Origin of the sequence: Sphaerisporangium album (genome assembly GCF_003323745.1) — a bacterium.
GTDB lineage: Bacteria > Actinomycetota > Actinomycetes > Streptosporangiales > Streptosporangiaceae > Sphaerisporangium > Sphaerisporangium album.
In genome coordinates, this window is record NZ_QOIL01000008.1 from 166,342 (window position 1) to 189,211 (window position 22,870).

General features: G+C 73.9%; 15 protein-coding genes. 2 read left to right on the forward strand and 13 right to left on the reverse strand.

The window, feature by feature from the left end; all coding sequences use genetic code 11:
* Positions 1-95: 95 nt before the first annotated feature.
* Both DQ384_RS16170 and DQ384_RS16175 read right to left on the reverse strand, forming a co-directional pair.
* Positions 96-806, reverse strand: a complete 711-nt coding sequence (locus DQ384_RS16170) for an HAD family hydrolase (RefSeq protein WP_114029640.1) — start codon at positions 804-806, stop codon at positions 96-98.
* A gap of 64 nt (positions 807-870) precedes the next feature.
* On the reverse strand, positions 871-1,236 hold the full coding sequence (locus DQ384_RS16175) for a hypothetical protein (RefSeq protein ID WP_114029641.1): 366 nt from the start codon (positions 1,234-1,236) through the stop codon (positions 871-873).
* Positions 1,237-1,736: 500 nt separating this feature from the next.
* On the opposite strand from DQ384_RS16175, the gene DQ384_RS16180 reads away from it, so the two are divergent.
* A complete protein-coding gene (locus tag DQ384_RS16180; RefSeq protein ID WP_114029642.1) occupies positions 1,737-3,089 on the forward strand; it encodes a type I glutamate--ammonia ligase in 1,353 nt (450 codons plus the stop codon).
* A gap of 62 nt (positions 3,090-3,151) precedes the next feature.
* Positions 3,152-3,340, forward strand: a complete 189-nt coding sequence (locus tag DQ384_RS40445; RefSeq protein ID WP_147268800.1) for a hypothetical protein — start codon at positions 3,152-3,154, stop codon at positions 3,338-3,340.
* 127 nt (positions 3,341-3,467) lie between these two features.
* Here DQ384_RS40445 and DQ384_RS41290 read toward each other — a convergent pair whose 3' ends face one another.
* The 11 genes from DQ384_RS41290 to DQ384_RS16230 all read right to left on the reverse strand — a co-directional run bounded on the left by DQ384_RS41290 (position 3,468) and on the right by DQ384_RS16230 (position 22,865).
* Positions 3,468-3,641, reverse strand: coding sequence for a hypothetical protein (locus tag DQ384_RS41290; RefSeq protein WP_181871243.1), 174 nt, complete (start codon positions 3,639-3,641; stop codon positions 3,468-3,470).
* 112 nt (positions 3,642-3,753) lie between these two features.
* Entirely contained in the window at positions 3,754-5,118 is a 1,365-nt protein-coding gene (accC, locus tag DQ384_RS16185) for an acetyl-CoA carboxylase biotin carboxylase subunit (RefSeq protein ID WP_114029643.1), read from the reverse strand.
* 10 nt (positions 5,119-5,128) lie between these two features.
* Positions 5,129-5,668 carry an acetyl-CoA carboxylase biotin carboxyl carrier protein gene (gene accB, locus DQ384_RS16190; RefSeq protein WP_114029644.1) on the reverse strand — a complete coding sequence of 180 codons (540 nt, stop codon included), beginning with the start codon at positions 5,666-5,668 and terminating at the stop codon, positions 5,129-5,131.
* Between the two features lie 2 nt (positions 5,669-5,670).
* The gene (locus DQ384_RS16195; RefSeq protein WP_114029645.1) at positions 5,671-7,377 is read right to left on the reverse strand and encodes an acetyl-CoA carboxylase carboxyltransferase subunit alpha; all 1,707 of its coding nucleotides are present in this window, start codon (positions 7,375-7,377) and stop codon (positions 5,671-5,673) included.
* 40 nt (positions 7,378-7,417) lie between these two features.
* Entirely contained in the window at positions 7,418-7,954 is a 537-nt protein-coding gene (locus DQ384_RS16200) for a monooxygenase family protein (RefSeq protein ID WP_114029646.1), read from the reverse strand.
* A gap of 102 nt (positions 7,955-8,056) precedes the next feature.
* Positions 8,057-9,529 carry an MFS transporter gene (locus tag DQ384_RS16205; protein WP_245966523.1) on the reverse strand — a complete coding sequence of 491 codons (1,473 nt, stop codon included), beginning with the start codon at positions 9,527-9,529 and terminating at the stop codon, positions 8,057-8,059.
* Complete coding sequence (locus DQ384_RS16210; protein ID WP_114029648.1) at positions 9,526-10,308, reverse strand: 4'-phosphopantetheinyl transferase family protein; 783 nt, start codon at positions 10,306-10,308, stop codon at positions 9,526-9,528. The genes DQ384_RS16205 and DQ384_RS16210 overlap by 4 nt, the downstream gene beginning before the upstream one ends.
* Complete coding sequence (locus tag DQ384_RS16215; RefSeq protein WP_114029649.1) at positions 10,305-12,077, reverse strand: acyl-CoA dehydrogenase family protein; 1,773 nt, start codon at positions 12,075-12,077, stop codon at positions 10,305-10,307. The genes DQ384_RS16210 and DQ384_RS16215 overlap by 4 nt, the downstream gene beginning before the upstream one ends.
* Complete coding sequence (locus DQ384_RS16220) at positions 12,074-13,870, reverse strand: acyl-CoA dehydrogenase family protein (protein WP_114029650.1); 1,797 nt, start codon at positions 13,868-13,870, stop codon at positions 12,074-12,076. Before DQ384_RS16220 ends, DQ384_RS16215 begins: the two co-directional genes overlap by 4 nt.
* Complete coding sequence (locus DQ384_RS16225) at positions 13,867-15,471, reverse strand: PfaD family polyunsaturated fatty acid/polyketide biosynthesis protein (protein ID WP_114029651.1); 1,605 nt, start codon at positions 15,469-15,471, stop codon at positions 13,867-13,869. Before DQ384_RS16225 ends, DQ384_RS16220 begins: the two co-directional genes overlap by 4 nt.
* A 5-nt stretch (positions 15,472-15,476) precedes the next feature.
* Positions 15,477-22,865, reverse strand: a complete 7,389-nt coding sequence (locus tag DQ384_RS16230) for a beta-ketoacyl synthase N-terminal-like domain-containing protein (protein WP_114029652.1) — start codon at positions 22,863-22,865, stop codon at positions 15,477-15,479.
* Between the last annotated feature and the right edge of the window lie 5 nt (positions 22,866-22,870).

Sequence of the window (22,870 nt, forward strand, 5' to 3'; positions counted from 1 at the left end):
CGATTTTCCGGCCGCCGGGCGTCACGGCGGCCCGTCCCCGTCAGCCGGACGCGGGACGCCGGCGCAGCGGTCTACGGGTCCATGGTGATCGCGTTCTACGGGGCCGTGGGTGTCAGGATCGTGCGGACGACGGTGGCGGTGTCGCCGAGGTCGTCCAGGACCAGTTCGGCGCCCGCCTCCAGCAGCGTCTTCCTGTCGCTCGCGCCGGTCGCGACCGCGACCACCCGGGCCCCGCCCACGTGGCCGGCCTGCACGTCATGGCGCGTGTCGCCGATCAGCACGGTGTTCTCGCGGCCGAACTTCTGGCCGTAGACGTCGGCCGCGCGCCTCTGCGCGAGCCGTACCAGCTCGGCGCGGTCCTCGTGGTCCATGCCGAAGGCCCCCACCCGCATGTCCACGAAACGGCCGAGGTCGAACGCGGCGAGCTTGCCGACCGCGATCGGCTCCATGTTGCCGGTCAGCACCGACTGCACCACGTCGTCCCGCCCGGCCAGCGCCTCCAGCGCCTCGCGGGCGCCCGGCAGCACGTGCCCGTTCTCGCGCACCGCCGCCTCGTACGCCGCGAACGCCTCGGCCAGCGCCGCGCCGAACGCGCGCAGCAGGTCGGGGGACGCCTCGATGCCGTGCATGCGCAGGGTGTCGACGGTGATCGCCCAGTCGGTCCGCCCGGCCATCTCGGCGACCCGCTCCAGCGGGCGGCTGGCCACCACCTGGAAGGCGTCGGCGTACGCGCGACGGCCCATGCCGGCGGTGTTCACCAGCGTGTGGTCGATGTCCCACAGGACGAGGGTGCGCGCGATGGTCATCGCCCGAGCATACGTAACCGGCCGCGACGCCCGTCGTCAGGCGTCGCGGGACGAGGCCCTCGCGTCAGCCGTTGGCGCCGACCGGCTGACGGCGGAGCTGCTGCTGCGGGTCCATGTGGCCCGGGGCGGCTCGGAGGGGGTCCTGGGCCGGAGGCTCCTGCCGCGATCCCGGGTTGCCTTCCGCGCGCGGCGCCGTCCCCTGCATGCGGTGGACCGCGGCCTCCAGCTCCTCGATGGTGTCGGCCTCGGGCATCCGCGTCCCGGCCGGCACGGCCGAGCGGGGCATCGCCCAGAAGCGCCGGGTGTGCTCGCCGTACCAGACGGTCCATCCGGGCAGGCGCGCCGCCAGCGCGCGCGCCGCCGCCTTGCCGGCCGCGGTGGTGTTCGCGGTATCGGTGCCGGCGGTGTTGTCGGCGATCTCGTTCGTCATCACGACCCTCTTCCGTGGTGCAATCCGTCGTTCGGCCAGGTCTGCCGCCGTCACTCGGTAGGCGTGTCTCGCAGGCGATCCCGCAGTGGGCACGACCTTCCATACGGACGGTCAACGGTCGGCTCGAACTCGACCGGACTGCCCGGATTAGCGCAGTGGAAACCCCCCGGGTCCAACGGTACGGGGTAAATGCCACATTTGGCGGCGGGAACGATCGTGAAAATTCGCGCCGATTTCCTCGATCTTGGACGACCGTCATGAATGGCGGCCCCGCCTGTACTCACCTGTCACAAGGGTGAACTGTGATATTGATCACCGCATTCGCTCGTGCGGCCGATCGCCCCACCGCATCGTCGTCGGCCGGGCGCCGTCCCCGCGCCCGGGAAGCGTGCTACCGCGTCAACTCTGTCCACTGTGTCCACCGGGGGAGGCGAACCCGACGTGGCCGATCGCGGCCGGGCGTGTCGACGCGACGGGGCGGGGGCGGAGAAGATGGCAGGGTGGACCAGCGAGAGCGGGCGCGGCGGGGGGAGCTCGCGCGGAAGGCCGCGGGAGGGCTCGCCGCGAGCGGTGTCACGGGCGTCGCCGTGACCTGGGTGGACACCAGCGGCCTGACCCGCGTCAAGGCCGTGCCCCTCGCGCGGCTGGAGCACGCGGCCGCCTGGGGCATCGGCGCCTCCCCGGTGTTCGACGCCTTCCTGGTGGACGACTCGATCGTCTGCGGGCGCTTCGCCGGCGGCCCCGTCGGCGACCTGCGCCTGTACCCGGACCTGGACCGGCTGGCCGTGCTCATCCCGCTGCCCGGCTGGGCGTGGGCGCCCGCCGACCGGTACGACCAGCAGGGCGTCCCCCATCCGCTGGACGGCCGCCACCTCGCCCGCCGCGAGACCGAACGCCTGGCGGCGGACGGGTTCACCGTCAAGGCGGCGTTCGAGGTCGAGTGGGCGGCCTCCGTCGGGGACGGCGACGACTTCGTCCCCGCCTGCACCGGCCCCGCGTACGGCATGACGCGGCTCACCGAGCGCGCCGCCTACCTGCGCGACATCGTCGAGGCGCTCGGGGCGGCCGGGGTGGCGGTCGAGCAGATCCACCCCGAGTACGCGGCCGGGCAGTACGAGGTCTCGGCCGCGGCCGAGGAGCCGGTCGGGGCCGCCGACACCGCCGTGCTGGTCCGCGAGACGATCCGCGCCGTCAGCCTGAACCACGGCCTGCGCGCGAGCTTCTCGCCGAAGGTGCTGGCCGGCGGGGTCGGCAACGGCGGGCACGTCCACCTCAGCCTCTGGCGCGACGGCGTGAACCTGATGGCGGGCGGCGACCGCCGCCACGGGCTGACCGCCGAGGGCGAGGGCTTCGCGGCGGGCATCCTGTCCCGCCTTCCCGCGCTGCTCGCCGTGGGCGCGCCGTCCGTGGCCAGCTACCTGCGGCTCGTCCCCTCCCACTGGGCCGGCGCGTACGCCTGCTGGGGGCTGGAGAACCGCGAGGCCGCGCTGCGGTTCGTCACCGGGTCGGCCGGCGAGCGCTCGCGGGCGGCGAACTTCGAGGTCAAGTGCTTCGACGCGGCGGCCAACCCGTACCTCGCCCTGGCCGGGCTGCTCGCCGCCGGCCGCGCGGGCATCGCCGGGGACACGCTGCCCGACCCGGTCGAGGCCGACCCCGTCACCGTGGAGGGCGTCACGCCCCTGCCGTCCTCCCTCGACGCGGCGGTGAAGGCGTTCGAGTCCGACCCGGTCCTGAAGGACGCCCTCGGTGAGCCTCTCATCGACACCGTCGCCGCCGTCCGCCGCGGCGAGATCGCCCTCTTCGCGGACGCCACCCCCGAAGAGACGGCCGCGCGCCTGCGCTGGAAGCACTGACCTCCCCCTGCTGACCGGCCTTCCGCGGGGACGGACCCGAGCCGGGGAGCGGCCCGTTCTCGGTGACCTGCGATGCGGTGCTCGTCCACCGCACCAACCTGGACCCCGGGTTCTACGCCCACGGCTGGGTGTTCGACCCGTGCACGCTGCGCCAGGCGCAGTACGAGACCTGGGGGGTGGGCGACCCCGGACCGTGCGCGAACCCCGCCGACGCCCTCGCCCCGCCCGGCGCCGCAATCTCGTGGCGTTGATCTCGCGGACCTTCGCGCGGGTCAGGAGGCTCGCCGTTTCCGAGGCGGGCGGATCCCCGGTTCCGCCGCCTCGCCGGCGCGAGCCGTGGGGACGTGACGGCCCGCACCGCGGGTGGTGGTGAACGCTCTAGCGCTTGGCCGGGGCTCCGGAGCCCTTCTGGCGGCCGTCGCGCGTGCCGACGACGCCGGCGATCAGCCGCGCGGTCATGTCGCGCGGCATCCCGCCGATCGCCTCTCGCAGGGACTCCATGGTCTCGTCGAGCTCACCGTCGTGGGCACGGGTCGACTTCTTGCGGTCCATCTGGAATCACCTTCTGCCATTGCGGGAACCTCCTGCCGCTCGAACCGCTCCGGAGGAGTTCCCGACGCCATCCCGTAGCCACAGGCCCGTGCTGCACGGGGGTCACCTCAGGCTATGGCGGCGTGCCGTTGGTGCTCAAGTACTGGTCGAGGAACTGGGTGGTGACGTTTCCGGCCCGGAAGTCGGGGTGTTCGAGGACCCGGCGGTGCAACTCGATCGTGGTGTGCACCCCCCGGCCTTCGATGTGGAACTCGTCGAGGGCCCGTGCCATCCGGTCGAGCGCGGCGTCGCGGTCGGGACCCCACACGATGAGCTTGGCGATCAAGGAGTCGTAGTACGGCGGCACCCGGCTGCCGGCCAGGCAGTGGGTGTCCAGGCGCACCCACGGCCCGCCCGGGGTGTCGAAGCGGTCCAGCTTCCCGGGGGTCGGCGCGAACCCGGCGCCGGCGTTCTCGGCGTTGACCCGGCACTCGATCGCGTGCCCGCGCAGCTCGATCGCGTCCTGGCTCAGGGACATCGGCTCGCCCGCCGCGACGCGCAGCTGCTCGCGGACCAGGTCCACGCCGGTCACCATCTCGGTGACCGGGTGCTCCACCTGGATGCGGGCGTTCATCTCCATGAACCAGAAGCGGCCGTCGCCGTCGAGCAGGAACTCCATCGTCCCCGCGCCCCGGTAGCCCACGAAGCGGGCGCCGTCGACGGCGGCCTGGCCGATGCGCCGCCGCAGGTCGGCGTCGACGACGGGGGAGGGCGACTCCTCGATCAGCTTCTGCTTGCGCCGCTGCACCGAGCAGTCGCGCTCGCCGAGGTGCACGACGCCGCCGTAGTTGTCCGCCATCACCTGCACCTCGATGTGACGGGCACCGGTGAGGTACTTCTCCAGGTACACGGCCGCGTCCTTGAAGAGCGCCTGGGCGTTGGCGCGGGTCGCGCGCACGGCCTCGGGCAGGTCCTCACGGCGCTGCACGACGGTGATGCCCCGGCCGCCGCCGCCGGCGGAGGCCTTGAGCACCACGGGGTAGCCGATCTCGTCGGCCAGGGAGAGGGCCTCCTCGGCCGAGACGATCGGGCTGACCGTCCCGGGCAGCAGCGGCAGCCCCGCGTCCTGCATCAGCTTGCGCGCCGTCGACTTGTCGCCGAGGTGCTCCATGACCTCCGGCGGGGGGCCGACGAAGGTGATGCCGTTGTCGGCGCAGATCTCCGCGAAGTACGGGTCCTCCGAGAGGAACCCGTACCCGGGGTGGATCGCGTCGGCGCCGGTCTTGAGGGCGGCGCCGATGATGTTGGGCACGTTGAGGTAGCTGAGACGGGACGCGGGCGGGCCGATGCACACGGACTCGTCGGCCAGGCGCACGGGCAGGGAGTCGGCGTCCGCGGTCGAGTAGACGGCGACCGTGCGGATGCCCAGCTCCTTGCAGGCGCGGAGCACACGTAACGCGATCTCGCCGCGGTTGGCGACGAGCACCTTCCGGAACATCTGCTCCCCCCTACTCGGAACCGTCGGCGGGTTCGATCACGATGAGCGTCTGGCCGAACTCGACGAACTCGCCGTCGCTCACCTCGACCGACACGACGGTGCCCGCGCGGTCGGCGGTCACCGCGTTCATCAGCTTCATCGCCTCGACGATGGCCACCTGCCTGCCCGGCTGCACGACGTCGCCGACGTTGACGAACGGCTCCGCGCCGGGGGAGGGGGCGCTGTAGAAGGTGCCGACGAGCGGCGCGGCGATGCGGTGCCGGTCGGCGGCCGGTTCGGCGGCCGGTTCCGGGCCCGATCCCGTGGCCGGGGCCTGGTACTGCTGCGGCGCCGCGGCCTGCGCGTGGGCGGGCGCCTCCGTGACCGCGCCGCTGGACTCCCATTCGACCTCGATGACCGCCGTGCCCGCCCTCAGGCTCACCCGGCGGATCGGCCGGCCCACGTCCGAGATGAGCTGGCGCACCTCATGCCGCAGGTCGGCCAGCGTCACGTCCGCGTTCGATCCGTCCCCGTTCGATTGCTCGTGCACGTCGACTGTCTCCTCGCTCATCCTCACCACCGGCCGATGGAGAGCTGACGATCCGGATCACCGAAGCGAGTATGGCGCTTGTACCGATCGTTGACGAGAGAGTCGGCCGTCAACGGTGATAGTTCGGCTAGTCCGGCCAGAAGTGCCTCGCGGACGGCCGCTCCCATGGCCGCCCAGTCGCTGTGCGCGCCCTGCGAGGGCTCGGGGATCACGCCGTCGACCACACCGAGTTCCAGCAGGTCGCGCGGGGTGATCCGCAGTTCGGTGGCCGCCCGGTCGGCCTGCCCGGCGTTGCCGAACAGGATCGTCGCGCAGCCCTCGGGGCTGATCACCGAGAAGTAGGCGTTCTGGAGGATCAGCAGCCGGTTGGCGGTGGCCAGCGCGAGCGCGCCGCCGCTGCCGCCCTCTCCGGTCACGACCGACAGCACCGGTACCCGCAGCCGGGACATGCGCAGGATGCATTCGGCGATGGCCGTGCCCTGGCCGCGCTCCTCGGCCTCGACGCCGGGGTACGCGCCGGGGGTGTCCACGAAGGTGACGAGCGGCATGCCGAACCGCTCGGCGTGGTCCATCAGGCGGCGGGCCTTGTGGTAGCCCGACGGCTGCGGCATGCCGAAGTTGCGGCGGATCAGCTCGGGGGTCTCGTGCCCCTTCTGGTGCCCGATCACCACCACCGGACGCCCGGCCAGCAGCCCGATCCCGCCGACGATCGCCCGGTCGTCCGCGGAGGAGCGGTCGCCGTGCAGCTCGAAGAACTCGTCGAAGATCTGCCCGCAGTAGTCCAGCGTGGTGGGACGGTCGATGTTGCGGGCGGTGCGGACCACCTCGGTGGCGGGCACGTGGTCGAGCGTGATGGGGTCGGTGAGGTACGGCGCCGCGTCCGAGCGGGCGGGCGGTGCCTGCGTCGTCCCCGCGTGCAGGCGCAGCAGCCGGCCGAGCGTGGGACGCAGCCGGTCGCGCGGCACCACCTCGTCGACCATGCCGCACGCCTGGAGGGACTCGGCGCGCTGGAAGTTCTTCGGCAGATCCTGGCGGATGGTCTGCTTGATGACGCCCGGCCCGGCGAACCCGATGCGGGCCGACGGCTCGGCGAGCACGATGTCGCCGAGGACGGCGAACGAGGCCGTCGCGCCGCCGTAGGTCGGGTCGGTGAGCAGGTTGACGCACAGCAGCCCGGCCTCGCGCAGGCGCCCGAGCTCCTGGCTGGTCTTGGCGAGCTGCATCAGCGAGATCGCGCCCTCCTGCATGCGGGCGCCGCCCGAGGCGGTGACCAGCAGGAGCGGCAGCCGCTCGGCGAGGGCGTGCCGGGCGGCGCGGGCGATCAGCTCACCCGTGACGCCGCCGACGCTGCCGCCCATGAACTCGAACGCCATGACCGCCACGACGAGGGGCAGGTCCTCGATCGTGCCGGTCCCCCAGACGACCGACTCCTGCGCGCCGGTCCGCTTCTGGGCCTCCGCGATGCGCTGGGGGTACGGCTTGGAGTCGGTGAAGCCGAGGACGTCCACCGGCCCGAGGTCCGCGTCGTAGCGGCGGAACGAGCCCGGGTCGAGCAGCATCGCGAGCCGGTCGTCCACGGTGAGCCGCAGGGGGTGGGTGCACTCCGGGCACACCCAGTCCTGGCGCTTCAACCGGCGTAAATAGAGCAGAGATGTACAGGCAGGGCATTTGGTCCACTGGTTCTCGTCGCCGGACCGATCGGCCTCTGGCCGGCTCAGCACCGAAGTCATTTTGGCTCCCAGGTTCGTAGGTGTCCGAAGAATCCTCGGGTCAGGTGTGCGCCCTGATCCGCCGACCACGCGGTTTGGGGGCCAGCCCCGCCACCGCGGCCAAGCCGATCGGCGGAGTGTCCCGGTAGAAGCTGGACGCCCCGCCCGGGGGCACCCGGTAGATCTCGTGCCACAGTCCGACGCCCTGGCCGGAACGGGCCATCTGCTCGAACATCCGCCACGCCTCGCGGTGCTCGTGTCCCGGATCGGTGGCGAAGGCCCGCAGCCGGTCCTCGCCGTCCCAGTACTGCAGGACCATCACCTCGCGCGGGGACGGCCCGAACAGGATGCGGTGCCCCCGGTAGCCGGACTCGTGGTCGTCGTGCAGGCCGGCGAGCAGGCGCAGCATCGCCCGGACCACGCGCAGGCCCGCGCCGATCGAGCGCCACCGGTTGAGCCGGAGGCCGATCAGGAAGAGCGTGACGTCGCCGTCGGTGTCGGCGGCGTGGCGCCCGCTCACGGCGCCCTTCTCGGGCCGGGTCCCCGGAGGGCCGGCGACGGTCAGCCGGTACATGTTGACCGCTTGGGGATCTGCCATGGCGGAGTGTTACCCCTCTCTCTCGTGCCGGGCGGGTCCGGTGGCGCCGGATCCGGAGTCACTCAGTGACGTCCGATCGGCGCCACCGGGGCCGGGCCACGGTCAGACCGTGACCTGGCTGTGGTCGTCGGCACCGCTGTACGCCGGGACGTCCGCGGTGTCGTGCCCGGTGACGGCGGCCTCGGGCTTGGCGGCGCGCCGCATGCGCGGGATGAAGGCCCCGGCCAGGGCGCCCGCCGCGACCACGGCCGCGCCGACGTACAGGGCCGGCACCAGGCCGTCGAAGAAGGCCGTCGGCCCCGCCGGGGACGGGCCCACGACGCCGCCGGAGTCCTGGAACACCGTGGCCAGCACCGCGACGCCGAGCGCGCCGCCGATCTCGCGGATCGTGCTGTTGGCGCCGGACGCCTTGCCGTGTTCCTCGGGCTTCACGGAGGCCAGCACCACCGCCGAGTTCGGCGCGAAGGTGAGCCCCATGCCGATGCCCGCGACCACCATGGCCGGGATCAGCGACGTGTAGGCGAGGTCGACGTCGGCCAGCGTGCCGATCCAGAACAGGGCGATGGCCTGGAGGCCGAGCCCGGCGGCCATGAGCGGGCCGCCGCCGATCCGGCTGGTGAAGATGCCCGCCACCGGGGCCAGGAACATCGGCATCAGCGTCCAGGGCAGGGTGCGCACGCCCGCCTCCATGGGCGAGTAGCCGAGCGGCCCCTGGAGGTACTGGACGAGCAGGAAGATCGAGCCGAACACCCCGAAGTACATCGCCAGCGACACCAGGTTGCTGAGGACGAACGGACGGGTGCGGTAGAAGGTCAGCGGCAGCAGGGGATCGGCGGTGCGCCGCTCCCACAGGACGAACAGGACCAGCAGCGCGGCGGCGGCGCCGAACGCGCCCAGGATGACCGAGTCGGTCCAGCCGCGGCCGTGCGCCTCGACGATCGCCCAGACCGCCGTGGTGATGGCGGCGCCGCCGAGCACCATGCCGGGCAGGTCCAGGCCGCGGCCGGTCCCCTTGCTCTCGCCGAGCACCCGGTAGACGAGGAGGACCGCCGCCAGGCCGATCGGCACGTTGACCCAGAAGATCCACTGCCAGCTCAGGCCCTCGGTGACCGCGCCGCCGACCAGCGGGCCGACCGCGACGGCGGTGCCGGAGACGGCGCCCCAGAGGCCGACGGCCAGGTTCCTGCGCTTCTCGGGGACTCCGGCGGCGAGCAGGGTGAGGGAGAGCGGGAAGACCGCGGCCGCGCCGATGCCCTGGAGCACGCGTGCGGTGATCAGCGCGGGGGTGGTCGTGGCGAGGGCGCAGGCCGCCGACGCGGCGACGAACACCAGGATGCCGATCACGAACAGCCTGCGCCGGCCCAGCCGGTCGCCGAGGGCCGCCGCGGTGAGCTGGAGCCCCGCGAAGGCGAGCACGTAGGCGTTGACGACCCACTGCAGCTCGTCGAGGCCGGCCCCGAGATCGCGGCCGATCTCGGGCAGGGCGTTGGTGACGACCAGGTTGTTGAGCGCCACCAGGAACATAGGTACCGAACTGGCCACAACTGTGGCGGCGAGCCCACGACGTGGGTTCACAGGGCTACCCCTTCCAAGGAGATGTGAGGCGAATCCATGAACTGCCGGACGACGATCGGATAAGGCGCCGGCCCCGGCCGGCGGACGGCGACGGCCAGGGAGTGGCCGGTGGGCAGGTGGTCGAGGCGGAACCGCCAGGGACGGTCCTCGGCGTGGCGGACCCGCGCGTCGTGCAGGCTGACGGGCCCGTCCGGCAGGCCCTCGACGGTGAGGTGCTCGAAGCCGTAGCGCAGGCCGACGCCGAGCGCCTTGGTGTAGGCCTCCTTGACCGTCCAGGTGTCCACCAGCACCCGGGCCTGAGGCGGCCCGGGGCGCAGGACGGACAGCCGCGCCGCCTCCGGCTCCGACAGCGCCATCGCCAGGTGGTGCAGGACGTCCTGTCCCACCGGCCGCTGGACGTCCACGCCGCACGGCACCTCGGAGGTGACCACGCAGGCGATCAGCCCCTCGCTGTGCGACAGGTTGAACCGCAGCCGCCACGGGTTCGGCGACAGCTCCGGCCGTCCGTGCCAGCGGGTGGCGAAGGACAGCACCGACGGGCGCACCCCGGCGTACCGGGCCAGCAGCAGCCGGGCCAGCAGCCGGGCGCCGAGGCCGCGCCTGCGGGCGCCGGGGCCGCGCAGCCGCGCGACCCGATCCCGCTCGTCGTCGGAGAGCACCTCCTCCGGCGGCGCGGCGGCGGCCAGCGGCTCCACCTGGGACTCCGCCAGCAGCCACACGCCCGCCTCGGCGGTGGCGGCCGGCAGGACGTCCCGCGCGGGGGCGGCGAGACCGCTCATCGCCGCTCGCCCGAGGCGCTGAGCTGGAACTGCCAGAACGAGAACAGCTGACGGCCGGAGTGCAGGCCGCGCAGGATCTCCACCACCCGGTCCACGACCTCCTGGTCGGTGACCGGCCGGACCGGGTGGAACTGCCGGGCCAGACGCTCCAGGCACATCAGCAGCAGCGCGCCGTCCGGGAACGGTTCGGCGAGCGCCCGCGCCGAGCGGGTGAACAGGTGCGCCGTCGCGGCGGCGGCGTGGACGGCGCAGTACTGCTCGGCCAGGCGGAACAGCTCGGCCGTGCCGGCGTACCCCTTGCCGTGCGCCTCGCGCAGCCGCCCGACCTCCGCGCGCACGCGGTCCAGCTCCTGGTGCAGCGACTCGGCGACGTCCGCGGCGCGCGACAGCCAGTGGCGCTGCCGCTCGTCCGGGTGAACCCCGGCCTGCTCCCGCAGCCGCCGCACCGCGTCGGGCAGCAGCAGCACGGTGTCGTCGGCGCCCCTGCTGAACAACTGCTGGTCGGCGGGGTTCCACTCGGGCAGCGTGGCGTCCAGGTCGTACTGCGCCTGGACGCGGGCGTCGGCCTCCGGCGTCACCGGGCCGCCCACCTTTTCGAGCAGGCCGTCGAGCTGGAGCGCGACGTTCTTGAGGTTCACCACGGTGTTGCCGTCGGCGAAGATCGCCACCAGCGCGTCGCGCAGCATCTTCTGGTAGATGCCGTAGTGCGGGTGCGACCGCAGGTAGAGCCGGGCGCCGAGCACCACCGACAACTGGGACAACGTGCGCTCCAGGGAGGTCGGCACGTAGTACTTGACCACCGAGGAGTAGATGCTGGCCTGCCCCGGGTTGGCCTGGAGCCCGCGCACCGCCCCGGTGGTGACCGCGTCGGCGACGATCATGTCGGCGAAGGACTCGGCGAGCTGGCGCCGGGTGTAGGGCACGTCGATCACCTTCTGGCCGAAGATGACCCGCTCGGTGACGAAGTCCAGCGTGACCCGCATCGCGGTGTCGACCGCGCCGAGCCCCATGCCGTTGATCGTGGTCCGGGCGACCTGGCCGCTCTTCAGCGCGAGCTCCAGGCCCTGCCCCTCCGCGCCCAGCCGGGCGGAGTCCGGGACGAACACCCCGTCCAGGCGGATGCCGCTCATGTCCAGCGCCCGCAGGCCGTGGATGCGCTCGTTGGGCAGGTGGACCACCGAGCCCGCCGGGCACCGGCGCTTGTCCACCGCGAAGATGGACCAGCCACCGGGGCCCCCGCGCTCGCTGGTGCGCGCCTGCACGCTCACCACGTCGGCGACGGTCGCGTTGCCGATCAGCCACTTCTCGCCCGTCAGCAGGTAGCCGCCGTGGACCTTCTCGGCGCGCATCTCGTTGCTCAGCACGTCGCTGCCGTGGTCGCGCTCCGACAGCCCCCACGCCATGCGGGCGCCGCGGTTGATCGCCCCGACGAAGTGCCGCTTCTGCTCGTCGGTGCCGGCGATCCACGTCGGCATGAACGCCAGGTTGGTCAGCATCAGCGCGGTCGCCGTGGTCGGGTCGCGGCGGGCCACCAGCCGCAGCAGGTTGAAGCCCACCTCGACGTCGCCCGCCCGCCCGCCGAAGGCGGCCGGGAGGCAGTACTGGTGCACCTGCCAGCGCTGCAGCAGGCCCACCAGCTCGTACGGGAACTCCTCGCGCTCGTCGAGGTCGATGATCTTGGCGAACGACATCGGGCTCGCCGGATCGTGCGGGTCGCCGAGATAACGCTCCAGCTCCTCGGCCACCGCGACCTGCTCCTTGACGGTCACGGCGCACCCTCCTCCTTCTCGTTCGCCTTCTCGGCACGGTCGTGTTCGGCCAGCGGCAGCGCGGTGACGGAGGTCAGCCGGCCGTCGCGGTGCAGGCGTTCGGCCACCTCGGCCATCGGTTCGGCCACGGCGGCGGGCAGGCGCCATCTGCCGCCCTCGGCGCGGGCAAGCAGGACGCCGACCGTGGCGGCCAGCCAGCCCGGGTCGCCGGGCTCCCCGGCGAGCAGCGGCAGGTCCCTGTTGGCCCACCACAGGTGGACGCAGCTCGCGGCGGCGTGCAGGAAGCAGAACAGCTCGGCCTCCTCCAGCAGGTCGGGCGCGCCCTCCCTGCGGTCGGCCAGCAGGGCGCGCACCCGCTCCTTCTGCGCCGCCAGGGCGGCCACCAGGCGGGCGACCTCCTGGTCCGCCGCGTCGGCGAGCCGGCCGCCGGTGGCCGTCAGGTGCGCGCGGACCAGGTCGGCGACCTCGGGCAGCCCGCCGGTCACCGGGTCGCCGCGACCGGCCACCGCCAGCCCGTCCAGCCGGGCCGGCGGGGGCGCCACGGTGAGGGCGAACAGCCCGGCGGCGTCCGTCCCGTCGAGAGCGCCCTCCCGGCCGCCCGTCGCGGGACGGGCCAGCGCCGCCTGGCTCAGCGCCGTCGTGACCAGGCGGAGGTTGGCCAGCGGCCCGGTGTCGATGTGCCGCACCACCGCGTTGTCCCGGCGGAAGGTGTCGAACGCCGCGGCCGGGCCCTTGCGCAGCAGCCCGTGCGTGCCGAGCAGGTCCCCGCTGTGCGCGAAGACCTCCTCCGCCGCGTCGATCGTCACGTGCTTGACCACGCTGGACCACAGGGACTGCGCCTCGGGCGCCAGGTGCAGCGCCCGGGCCGCGCCGAGCGCGCCGGCCTCGGCGGCCAGCAGCGCGGTCGCCGCGGTGGCGAACCGGCGCCGCGCCACGGGCAGGCCGATCAGCGGCCGGTCGCCGACGCGGTGCCCGGCGGCGAAGTCCAGGGCCAGCCGCAGCGCGGAGTCGGCGGCGGCAAGGTTCGCCCCGGTGCTCATCACCCGCACGTACTGCATGGCCCGCATCGCGATGTCGAGGCCGCGCCCTTCCCTGCCCACCAGGGCGCTCGCCGGCACCGGGACGCCGTCGAACTCGAACCCGGCGAGCCCGATGCCCCGCATGCCGCTCGTGGGCCGCAGCCCGGTGCGGCACTCCTCGACCACCGGGCCCTCCAGCAGGACCAGGGTGAACGCCCCCGGTCCGCGCCGGCCGGTCCGCGCGCAGACCACCAGCGCGCCGGCCCGGTCGCCGAGGCCCACCAGCCATTTACGGCCCCACAACCGGTACCCGCCCTCGCCGTCCGGCTCCAGGCGGCACTCGTTGGCCAGCAGGTCGCCGCCATGGCCGTCCTCGGTGAGCGCGAAGCCGACCGCGCCGCGCCGGCGCAGCAGCTCGACCACGCGCGCCCGCTGGCCGGAGTCCCCGGCCAGCAGGACGCACGTGGCGGCGGTGATGCTGAACATGGTCGCCGGCATCACCGCCAGGTCCCTGCGGGCCACCGCCCGGACGGTCATGAGCGTCTCGTCGGCGGCGTCCATGGTGCCGCCGTCGGCCGACGGCACGTAGGACAGGCGCAGCGACGGCCCCGCGGCGGCGGCCAGGTCGGCAGGGAACGCCGAGGCCTGGTCGCGGGCCACCGCGCCCGCGAACCCGTACGGGTTCTCCTCGGCCGCGGGGTCGCCGAGCGAGCGGTCCAGCTCGGCCGCCGCCCGGAAACGGGCGAGCGGCTCTGCCCGAAGTACGCCGTTCACGCCGCCACTTCCTCCCTGACCTGCGGAATCGGCCGGTAGGAGCGGACAGAGGCCGGCAGGCGGACGCCGCCGAGCGCGAGCTGCTGGACGCGGCCGGTGAAGGCGGCGCCGCGCATGAGCTCGGACGCCACCCGCGCCACCGTCCGGTTCTCCACCGCCGACAGAGGCGTCCCGGCGGTCCAGGCGTTGAACGCGCCCATCGCCGGCCCGCACCAGATCTGGTAGTCGGCGACCCGGTCGGCCTCGCCGACGCTCGCCCACCGCGAGGCCATCCCGAGGTACCAGCGGAAGATGAGGGCCATCTTCCGGCGCGGCTCGCGGCCGGCGCGCTCCAGCTGCTCGGGGTCGCGCCGGGTGAAGTACTCCCGCACGTCGGCCCAGATGTCGTCCAGCGGGCGGCGGAAGATCTGGGTCTCCAGCTTGCGCCGCTCGTCGGCCGGCAGCGCCTCGACGCCGTCGTACTGCTTGTACAGCTCGTACAGGCGGCGGGCCCGCATCGGGAACATGCTGCCCTTGCGCAGGACCTGGAGGTCCACGCCGAGCTCGAACATGTCGGCCGCCGGGGCCATGTCGCAGTCGGCCACCCCGGCCGCCGCCAGCATCTTGCGCACCGGGGCGGAGGTGCCCGACTCCAGGCAGGCCTGGTGGACCGAGCCGATCACCACGTAGTCGGCGCCGAGGCCGTACGCGGCGGCGATGGACGCCGGCGTGCCCAGCCCGCCCGCCGCGCCCAGCCGCACCGGGTACCCCCACCGGCGCTGCGCCTCGTCGCGCAGCGCCGCGATGACCGGGAAGAGCGCGACCAGCGGGCGCCGGTCGGTGTGCCCGCCCGAGTCGCCCTCGACGGTGATGTCGTCGGCCATCGGAACCAGCCGGGCCAGCTCCGCCTGCTCGGCGGTGACCAGGCCCCGGGCCAGCAGGTCGGCGACCGTCGTCTCGGGGGCCGGGCGCAGGAACCGCTCGGCGACCTCGGGCCGGGACACCTTGGCGATGACCCGGTTCACCGCGACCGGACGGCCCTGGCGGTCGCGGGTGAGGCCCGCGACCCGGTACCGCACGATGTGCGGGGTGAGGTCCATGAAGGCGGACGCCTCCACGCAGCGCACCCCGTACTTCAGGAAGAGTTCCACACCGCCCCGCTCCAGGCCCTCCTCGCTGGGGGCGTGGATCAGGTTGACGGCGTACGGAAGGTTCGGGATCTCCATGGCGAAGCGGTCCAGCGCCCGCTCGATGCGCTCGGGCAGCAGCCCGGCGGCGCCGAAGGACCCGAGGTAGCCGGCCTTGGCCAGCTCGATCACCAGGTCCTCCGAGGCGATTCCGCCGGCCATCGCGCCGCCCATGTAGGCGTAGCGCAGGCCGTGCCGGGCCCGGAAGCCCGCGTCGCCGAGGCGCTCAGGGGTGAGCGGGCCGACCGCGGCGACGACCGCCGCGGTGCCCTGGGGACGGGTGTTGCTGACGCCGATCCCGGAGCCGCTCCGAACCACGAAGACGGGTTCGTCGAGCCGGGACAGGGCCTCGTGGATTCCGGCGGGGTCGGTGCGGACCGGGCGCGGGCCGGTGAGGAGGCCGGCGCCGGTCGGCTGGACGGTGGTGACGGTCATTGCGTTCACTCCTCCCGGCCGGCGGTGCCGCCGGCCCGGACCTCTATGGCCACATCGGTGAGCTCGTAGATGCGCAGCCCCGGCTTCCACACGCTGGCGTCGGCGATGACGACCAGGCGGTGCTCCTCCCGGCGGATCTCCTTCACGTGCAGGTCGAAGGTCATCTCCTTGTCCTCGCGCAGGATCTGGCCGCGGTACTTCCAGCCCATGGCGACGTCCACGGGGGCGGCGAACCGGGCGTCCGGGATGCCGTCGGCGAGGCCGGTCTCCATCACGAAGGTCTGGAGCCCCTGGATGACCGCCTCCACGCCGAGCGAGCCGGGCATCACCGGGTCGCGGTGGAAGTGGCAGGTGAAGTACCACTCGGCCGGGTCGATGGCGCGGCGGCCGAGCAGGTAGCCCTTGCCGTGCGCGCCGCCGTCGGCGACCAGCGTGACCTCGTCCACCAGGCTGCCCAGGTGCCCCTCGCCGAGGCGCAGGCCGTCGGCCTCCCTCGGCGCCCGGCGCGGGTCCCCGGAGGGGAGCGCCAGGCGGCGGACCCGGTCCGGTTCCAGGGCGGCCTGCTCCTCCAGCCACGGCGCGACGTACTTGCCGGCGTCCAGGCCGACCTGGTTGCTCAGCGCCGCCTCGGTGAAGTACCCGAACAGCGACTCACCCGCGTAGAACAGCTCGTCGTCGGCGTACAGCTCGTAGCGGAAGTTCTGGAGCGTGGCGCCGGTGACCGCCTGGCTGGACAGCATGGTCGTCTTCTGCCGGATGGTCCTGCCCCGCAGGTCGACGTCCTTGACCAGCGTGGCCTTGCCGTCCAGGTTGCGGATCGCGAACTCGTCCTCGGGGCTGGCGAGCGTCGCGCCCAGGTAGTAGCCGCAGAGGATGGCCGCCTGGAGCGAGGTCTCCATGAGCACGCAGTTCGGCATGTTGCCGGTCGGGCTGTCGTGGTAGTACCAGGCCTCCGGCGGCGAGTCGTACTCGGTCACCATCTTCGACCCGGCGGTCAGCCTGCCGCGGGTGCCCTCCAGCGCCATGATCCGGTCGACGAACTGGAAGTCGCCGTTGGGGATGTGCGGCGCGCGGCGGTCGCGGTAGACGTCGAACTCGGGGCCCATCGCGGTGCCGAGGTCGCCCTTGGCGGCGTGCGCCAGGTGCAGCTCGTTGATGAACGCGACTTCGCCCTTGGCGTTGCGCCGGCCCAGGTACTCCGGCACGCCGCCGGGGCCCGGACGGTACTGCGTGCCCGGCTTCTCGCGGAGCTGCACGCCGAAGTTGCGCATCGACACGATCGGCTTGTCGCCGTCGTAGACGGTGATGTCGGCGATCACGGTGGGCCGGGGCAGCAGGGTCAGGCCGATGATCTCCGCCTTGTAGCGGATCTCGCTGGTGCCCGGGGTGATCTGGCCGCGCACCTTGACCTCGGTGCGCAGGCCCGGCACCGACTGGAACTCGGCGTCCGGCAGCACCAGGTTCATGCCCAGGTACATCGCGTACGTCTGCAGGAGCTGCACCCCGCCCTCGGCGACCAGCGAGCCGGCCAGCACGGGGTCCCCGGGGAAGTGGCAGGTGAAGTACCAGGCGTCGGGCTCCAGCCGCTTGACCGCGGTCAGCTCGCCCAGCCCGCACGGGCCGCCCAGGCGGTCGATCGACGGGATCTCGTCGATCATGCGGAGCATCTCGCCGGGCAGGCGCAGCGAGCGGTTCGCGTCGCCCTGGTCGTACGCCGGGCCGAACACCTCGGCGCGACGCCCCTCCGCCAGCAGCGCCAGGTCCTTGGAGGACAGGGAGGTGCGGTCGGTGCGGGCGAGCGGCTTGAACCAGGTCTTCTTCAGCGCCGCGCGCTTGGCCTTGTCCGCCTCCGAGAGGACCACGCCCAGCGAGTTGTCGAGCTCGGACTGGGTGAAGTAGCCGGCGCAGGCGTCCAGCAGCTCCAGGATCAGCTCTCCGTCGGCGTAGCACTTGTAGCCGAAGAAGAACAGCAGCGCGTCGCCGTTCCAGACGAAGCGCTTGATGGTGATGTCGTAGCGCAGGGTCTGGCCCTCGCGGGGCAGCGGGCCGTGGAAGACCAGCGAGCTGTCCAGCAGCCGGTAGACGCGGTCGCCGCGGTGGCGCTGGTCGATCCCGAGGTAGCTGATCAGCAGCAGGTCGCACTGCCCGGCCTCGATGGTCACCGCGCAGGGGACCAGGCCGTCCACGCTGTACCAGGCGCCCTTGGGCACGTCGTACTCGGTGGTGATGGACGACGGCTCGAACACGCCCGTGCGGCCCTCCAGGGCGGTCACGCGGGTGACGAAGTGGTACGGCGGCTCGGGCAGGCGGGTGCGGGACGGGAACGTGTCCACCTCGGCGAACGCCGGTCCGAAGACGTTGGCCACCTTGCCGGAGGCGAACTCCAGCAGGTCCGCCTCGTTGAGGATCGGACGGTTCTCGCGGGGCTCTTCGGGCCGCGGCCGCGCCGGCGGCGTCTGGTGGGGCGTTGTGCGGTCGGGCATTGTCTGGTCAGGCGGCGTCTGGCCGCCCGCGGGAAGCGCCGTCACGGTGCCGGACGAGGCCAGTTCGAGTCGCGTGACGGCGCCGTCCAGGATCGCGTGGTGGGCGCGCAGCGCGGCGCGGTGCGCCTCGGCGACCCAGCTCGCGATCGAGGACACGTTGTCGGCCAGGGTGCCGGGCAGGGTGGCGGGCAGGGCGTCGGACGCGGGGCCGGTGAGGCGGCGGGGCCGCCAGGTCCCCGTGCGCGGGGGACGCACCCGGCGTACCGGCAGGCCCGCGCCGTGCTGGCGCGGCGACGGCGCGCCCGGGCCGGACCCGGCCGCTCCGGCGGGACGGGCGGACGGGGTGTCCTGCGGTCCCGGCTGGTCGAAGCCGGTGTGGTGCGGTTCGGCGTGGCCGGTGGCGTCGGGCAGGAAGACGAACGGGTCGCCGTCCAGCGTGATGACATCCTCCGCTTCGATGTCCCAGACGGTCATGTCCTCGGGCCAGTACTCGATGGGGTCGGCCATGACGGTGGTCACCTCCTTGGGGCCGTCCGTGACGGCGATGGCCGCGTCCGGCTCGGCCGGCGCGAGGACGGGGGCGGCCCGGCGGGCGACGCGCTCGACGATCGACTCGCCGCCGCACCGGACCGTACGGATCAGCTTGCGCTCGGTGGTCGCCGCGCTCGCCTGCTCCGCGCCACCCAGCAGGCGTCCCAGCTCGACCGGCAGTCCGTGGCTGGCCAGCCGCGCCAGCGCCTGCGCCAGCGCGCCGCTCACCGAGGTGTGCCGGCGGTCCACCGAGACGGCCACGTGCGGCAGGCCGGCGAGGGTCTCGCCGATCCAGCGGGTGCAGGTCGCGCCGGGGCCCACCTCGACGAAGAAGCGGAAGCCGCGGTCGTGCGCGACGCGGGTCAGCCGGGCGAAGTCGATGGTGCTGCGCAGCGTCCAGGCGATGCGCTCGGCCACCGTCTCCAGGTCCGCCGGGTCGACGGTGTCGTAGTCGAAGGCGGAGAGCAGTTCCAGGCGCGGGTCGGGCGCGCCGGGGCTGTAGCGGTTGAGCTCGGCCAGCTCGGCCAGGCCCGGGTCGACCATCGGGCAGTGCATGACGTGGTTGGCCGGGGCCTTGGCGGCCTGGCAGCCGGTCCGCCGGATGAGCTCGCGGACCTGCTCGGGGTCGCCGCCGACGACCACTTCGCCCGGGGTGTTGATGTGGGTGAGGAAGACCCGGTCCAGGCCCTTCATCGCCTCGGAGACCGCCTCTGGGCCGGCCAGCAGAAGATAGCTGGCCCAGACGGCGGAGTCCGGGGTGTCCTCGGGCAGGCCCCAGGTCTCGCGCACCATGTGCTTGGGGCCGCGCAGCCGGTCGCGGAACAGGGGGGTGGCGGCGAGCTTGGCGTCGTCGCGGGCCGCGGCGGCCCAGACGTCCATCGCGAAGAGCATGCTGCTCTCCCCGAGGCTGTAGCCGAACCCGCCCTGCGGCGTGATCCCGAGCACGTCGCGCAGGAGCTGCGTGCGCAGCACCGCCGTGTTGGTCCCGGCGGCGAGCAGCACCGGGATCTCGTCGATCAGGCGCTCCTCGTTGCGCATCAGGTCGCGCCGCTGTAACGGCCGGGAGCCGCGCGGGTACAGCCAGCGGTGCTTGAACCGGTCGCGCGGGCGGTCGGCCTCCTGCTCGAAGCGTTCGAGCAGGCCGGGGAACAGGCGGAACAGGTCGCGGTCCATTCCCGGGTAGCCGGTGAAGGCGCCGGGGTAGACGAAGGCGACGCGGCCGTCGCCGACCGGGCGGCCGGTGCAGTAGCTGCCCGCCGGGGTCGCCCACTCGCCGCCGCCCGCGAGCACGGCCGGCAGGTCGCGCTCGGCGGCGTCCAGCTCGCGGCGCAGGCGGTCCCCGTCGGCGGCGACCAGCACCGCCGTGTAGCGCCGGGACCCGCTGCGCGGCGCCGCCTCGCGGACCAGCTCCCACGGGTCGCGCCCGTGGTCGAGGGCCGAGCGGTACTGGCGGACCAGGTCGGTCATGGTGCCCGCGTCGTCCGCGCTGACCGCGAGCATCAGGTGCCCGGGGGCCTCCCGCCAGTCGGTCTCGACGGCCTTGCCGCGCGTGTCCGCGCCGGCCAGGACGATGTGGGCGGCGGCGTTGCCGCCCGCGAGCGCCCGGCCGTCCCAGGCGGCGACGGCGGCGATCCGGGGCCGGTCGCTCCTGCGGCGCAGGAACGGCGCCGGCTCGCCCGAGACCTCCAGCCGGGTCGGCGGCAGGCCGGCGAGGATCTCGCGCAGCGGCTCCGGCGTCGCGGGCAGCTCGGCGCGGTGCAGCCAGCCCGCCGCGTTGACCAGCGCGGTCAGCACGGACGCCTGCTGGGTGTCGCCCACGAGCGCGGCGGCCCCGCCCACCAGGCAGCCATCGCCGTCCGCCGGGTACGCCCCGGCCAGGTCGGCGGCGACCTCGGCGGGGGACGCCGAGGCGAGCTCCAGGTAGTCCACGTCGCCGACGCCGAGACCGGCGGCCGACAGGCTCGCGCCCGCCGCCGCGGCCAGCGCGGGGCCCGTACCTGCGGCGTCGGAGCGCACCGTTATCGACTCGATGGTGGCGTACACCGTGCGACCGGCCGTGTCACCCGGGCGGGTGACCACGACGGCCGCGGCGGCGTCGCCGGGCACGGGCGGCAGGCCGCCGCTCAGCTCGGCCAGCGCCGCGCGGGCCGCGACGTTCTCGATGCCTGCCGCCAGATCCACGCCGCCGACCAGGACCGCCTCCACGGTCGGGTCGAGCAGCAGCAGCGAGGCGACCTCCAGCGCGCGGGCGCCGCCGGTGGCGTCCGCGGCGACCGTGAAGGACGGGCCGGTCAGGTTGCGAGAGGACGAGATGCGGCTGGCCATGATGTTGCCGATGTAGCTGAGGACCTCGTTGGCGCCGATCGGGTCGTGCACGGCGCCGCGGACGGCGGTCTCCAGCTTGGCCAGGGCGGCCTCGTCCAGGTCCACACCGGCCCTGGCGCACTCGGCGCGCACGTGGGCGCCGATGTCGAACCGGGCCCGGTGGGTGTGGGTGCGCGGCTCCAGCTCCATGGAGATGACGACCGCGACCCGGCGCTCGGGAAGCTGGTTCGCGCGCCGCCCGGACTCCCGCGCGGCGTACCCCGCGTCGGCGAGCGCCTGCTCGGCCGCCTCGAACAGCAGCAGGTGCTGCGGGTTGGCGTGGCCCAGCTCGCCCGGCGGGATGCGGTAGGTGCGCGCGTCCACGTCGATCGTGTCGGCGTACCCGGCCTTCTCGGCCTGGTCACCGGTGACCGGCGCGGTGTCCGCGTCGGCCAGGCCGTACCAGCGGTGCCCGGGACGGTCGACCAGCGCGGGCGTGCCGGTGCGGGCCGCGCGCCGCCAGGCCGCGACGTCGGTCAGCGGCCCGGCGCGCAGGCCCAGCCCGACCAGCGCCATCCGCCCGTCCGCCGGGGCCGTGCCCGGGGCGGTGCCCGCCGCTGTGTCCGTGGCTGTGTCCGTGGCTGTGTCCGTCGTGGCGTTCCCCGAGGGGAGGACGCCGGCGGCGCGGTCGGTGGTGAGGATCGCGTGGGCGTTGGTGCCGCCGAAGCCGAACGCGGACACGGCGGCCACCCGGTGCTCCGGGTCACGCTCGACCCGGGGCGCCGGCCAGGGGCGCTCGGTCAGCACGACCCGCTCGGCGGCGGCCCGCGCCTCGGCGGGACGCAGCGGCTCGCCGACGCCCGGCGTCGCCGGGATCGTCCCGTGCCGCAGCGCCAGGATCGCCTTGAGCATGCTCGTGAAGCCCGCCACGGTCAGCAGGTGGCCGACGTTGGCCTTCACCGAGCCGAGCGGCGGCACGCCGCCCCGCCCGTCGAAGAACTCCGTCAGGCCGCGCAGCTCGGTGGTGTCGCCGAGCGGCGTGCCGGTGGCGTGGCACTCGATGTAGTCGACCTCGGCCGGGTCGATGCCGTGGTCGTCGTAGACCCGGCTGTACGCCTCGACCTGGCCGTCCTTGCGCGGGGTGAGCAGGTGCCCGCCCGCGCCGTCGTTGCTCAGCCCGATCGGGCCGAGCACCGCGTGGATCCGGTCGCCGTCGCGCCGGGCGTCCGACAGCCGCTTCAGGACGAAGATCCCGGCGCCCTGGCCGGTCACGATGCCCTGCGAGCGGCCGTCGAACGGCTGGCTCATCCCGTCGGCGGGGAAGGCCTTGAGGTCGGAGAAGGACAGGTGGATCAGCAGCGGGTCCGGCGCGCACACCGCGCCGGCCAGCATCACGTCCGCCCGGCCCGTCGACAGGTACCTGCGGGCCAGGGCCAGCGAGTACAACGCGGATGAGCAGGCGGCGTCCAGCGTCAGCCGGGCGCCGCCCAGACCGAAGGCGTCCGCCACCACCGTGGCCGGAAGGCCGAACGGCCACAGCTCGGCGGGTTCCTCGGCCGCCTCCGGCGAGGCGGCCTCGGGGAGCTCCAGGCCCGCACGTCGCAGCCCGGCGCTCACCGCCCGCCGGACCAGCGGCACGCAGGAGCGCACCGACGTCTCGGTGGGGAAGGCGTAGTTGCCCAGGATCACGCCGGTCCGCGCCAAGACCTCCGAGTCCTCGGCGATGCCGGCGTCGGCCAGCGCGCGGCGGGCGGTGTGCAGCGGCCACCGGACGACCTTGTCCAGCCGGTGCAGCGTGTCCGCCGGGATGCGCAGGCCGGTCAGGTCGATGGGCGGCTCGGTGACGAACCCGCCCCGGGTGGCGGTGACCCGGTGGTCCGGGTCACCCCACCCGCCGGGGACGGTCTCGTCCGTGCCGAACATCTCGCGGCCACCGGGGCGACGCAGATCCACCCCGGACCGCAGATTGGCCCAGAACTGCTCGGGGGTGTCGGCGCCTGGCAGCAGGCAGGCGATCCCGACGATCGCTACGGGTTCCTGTCCAGTGGGATCCGCAACATGCTCTGGCGTGGACATGGCTC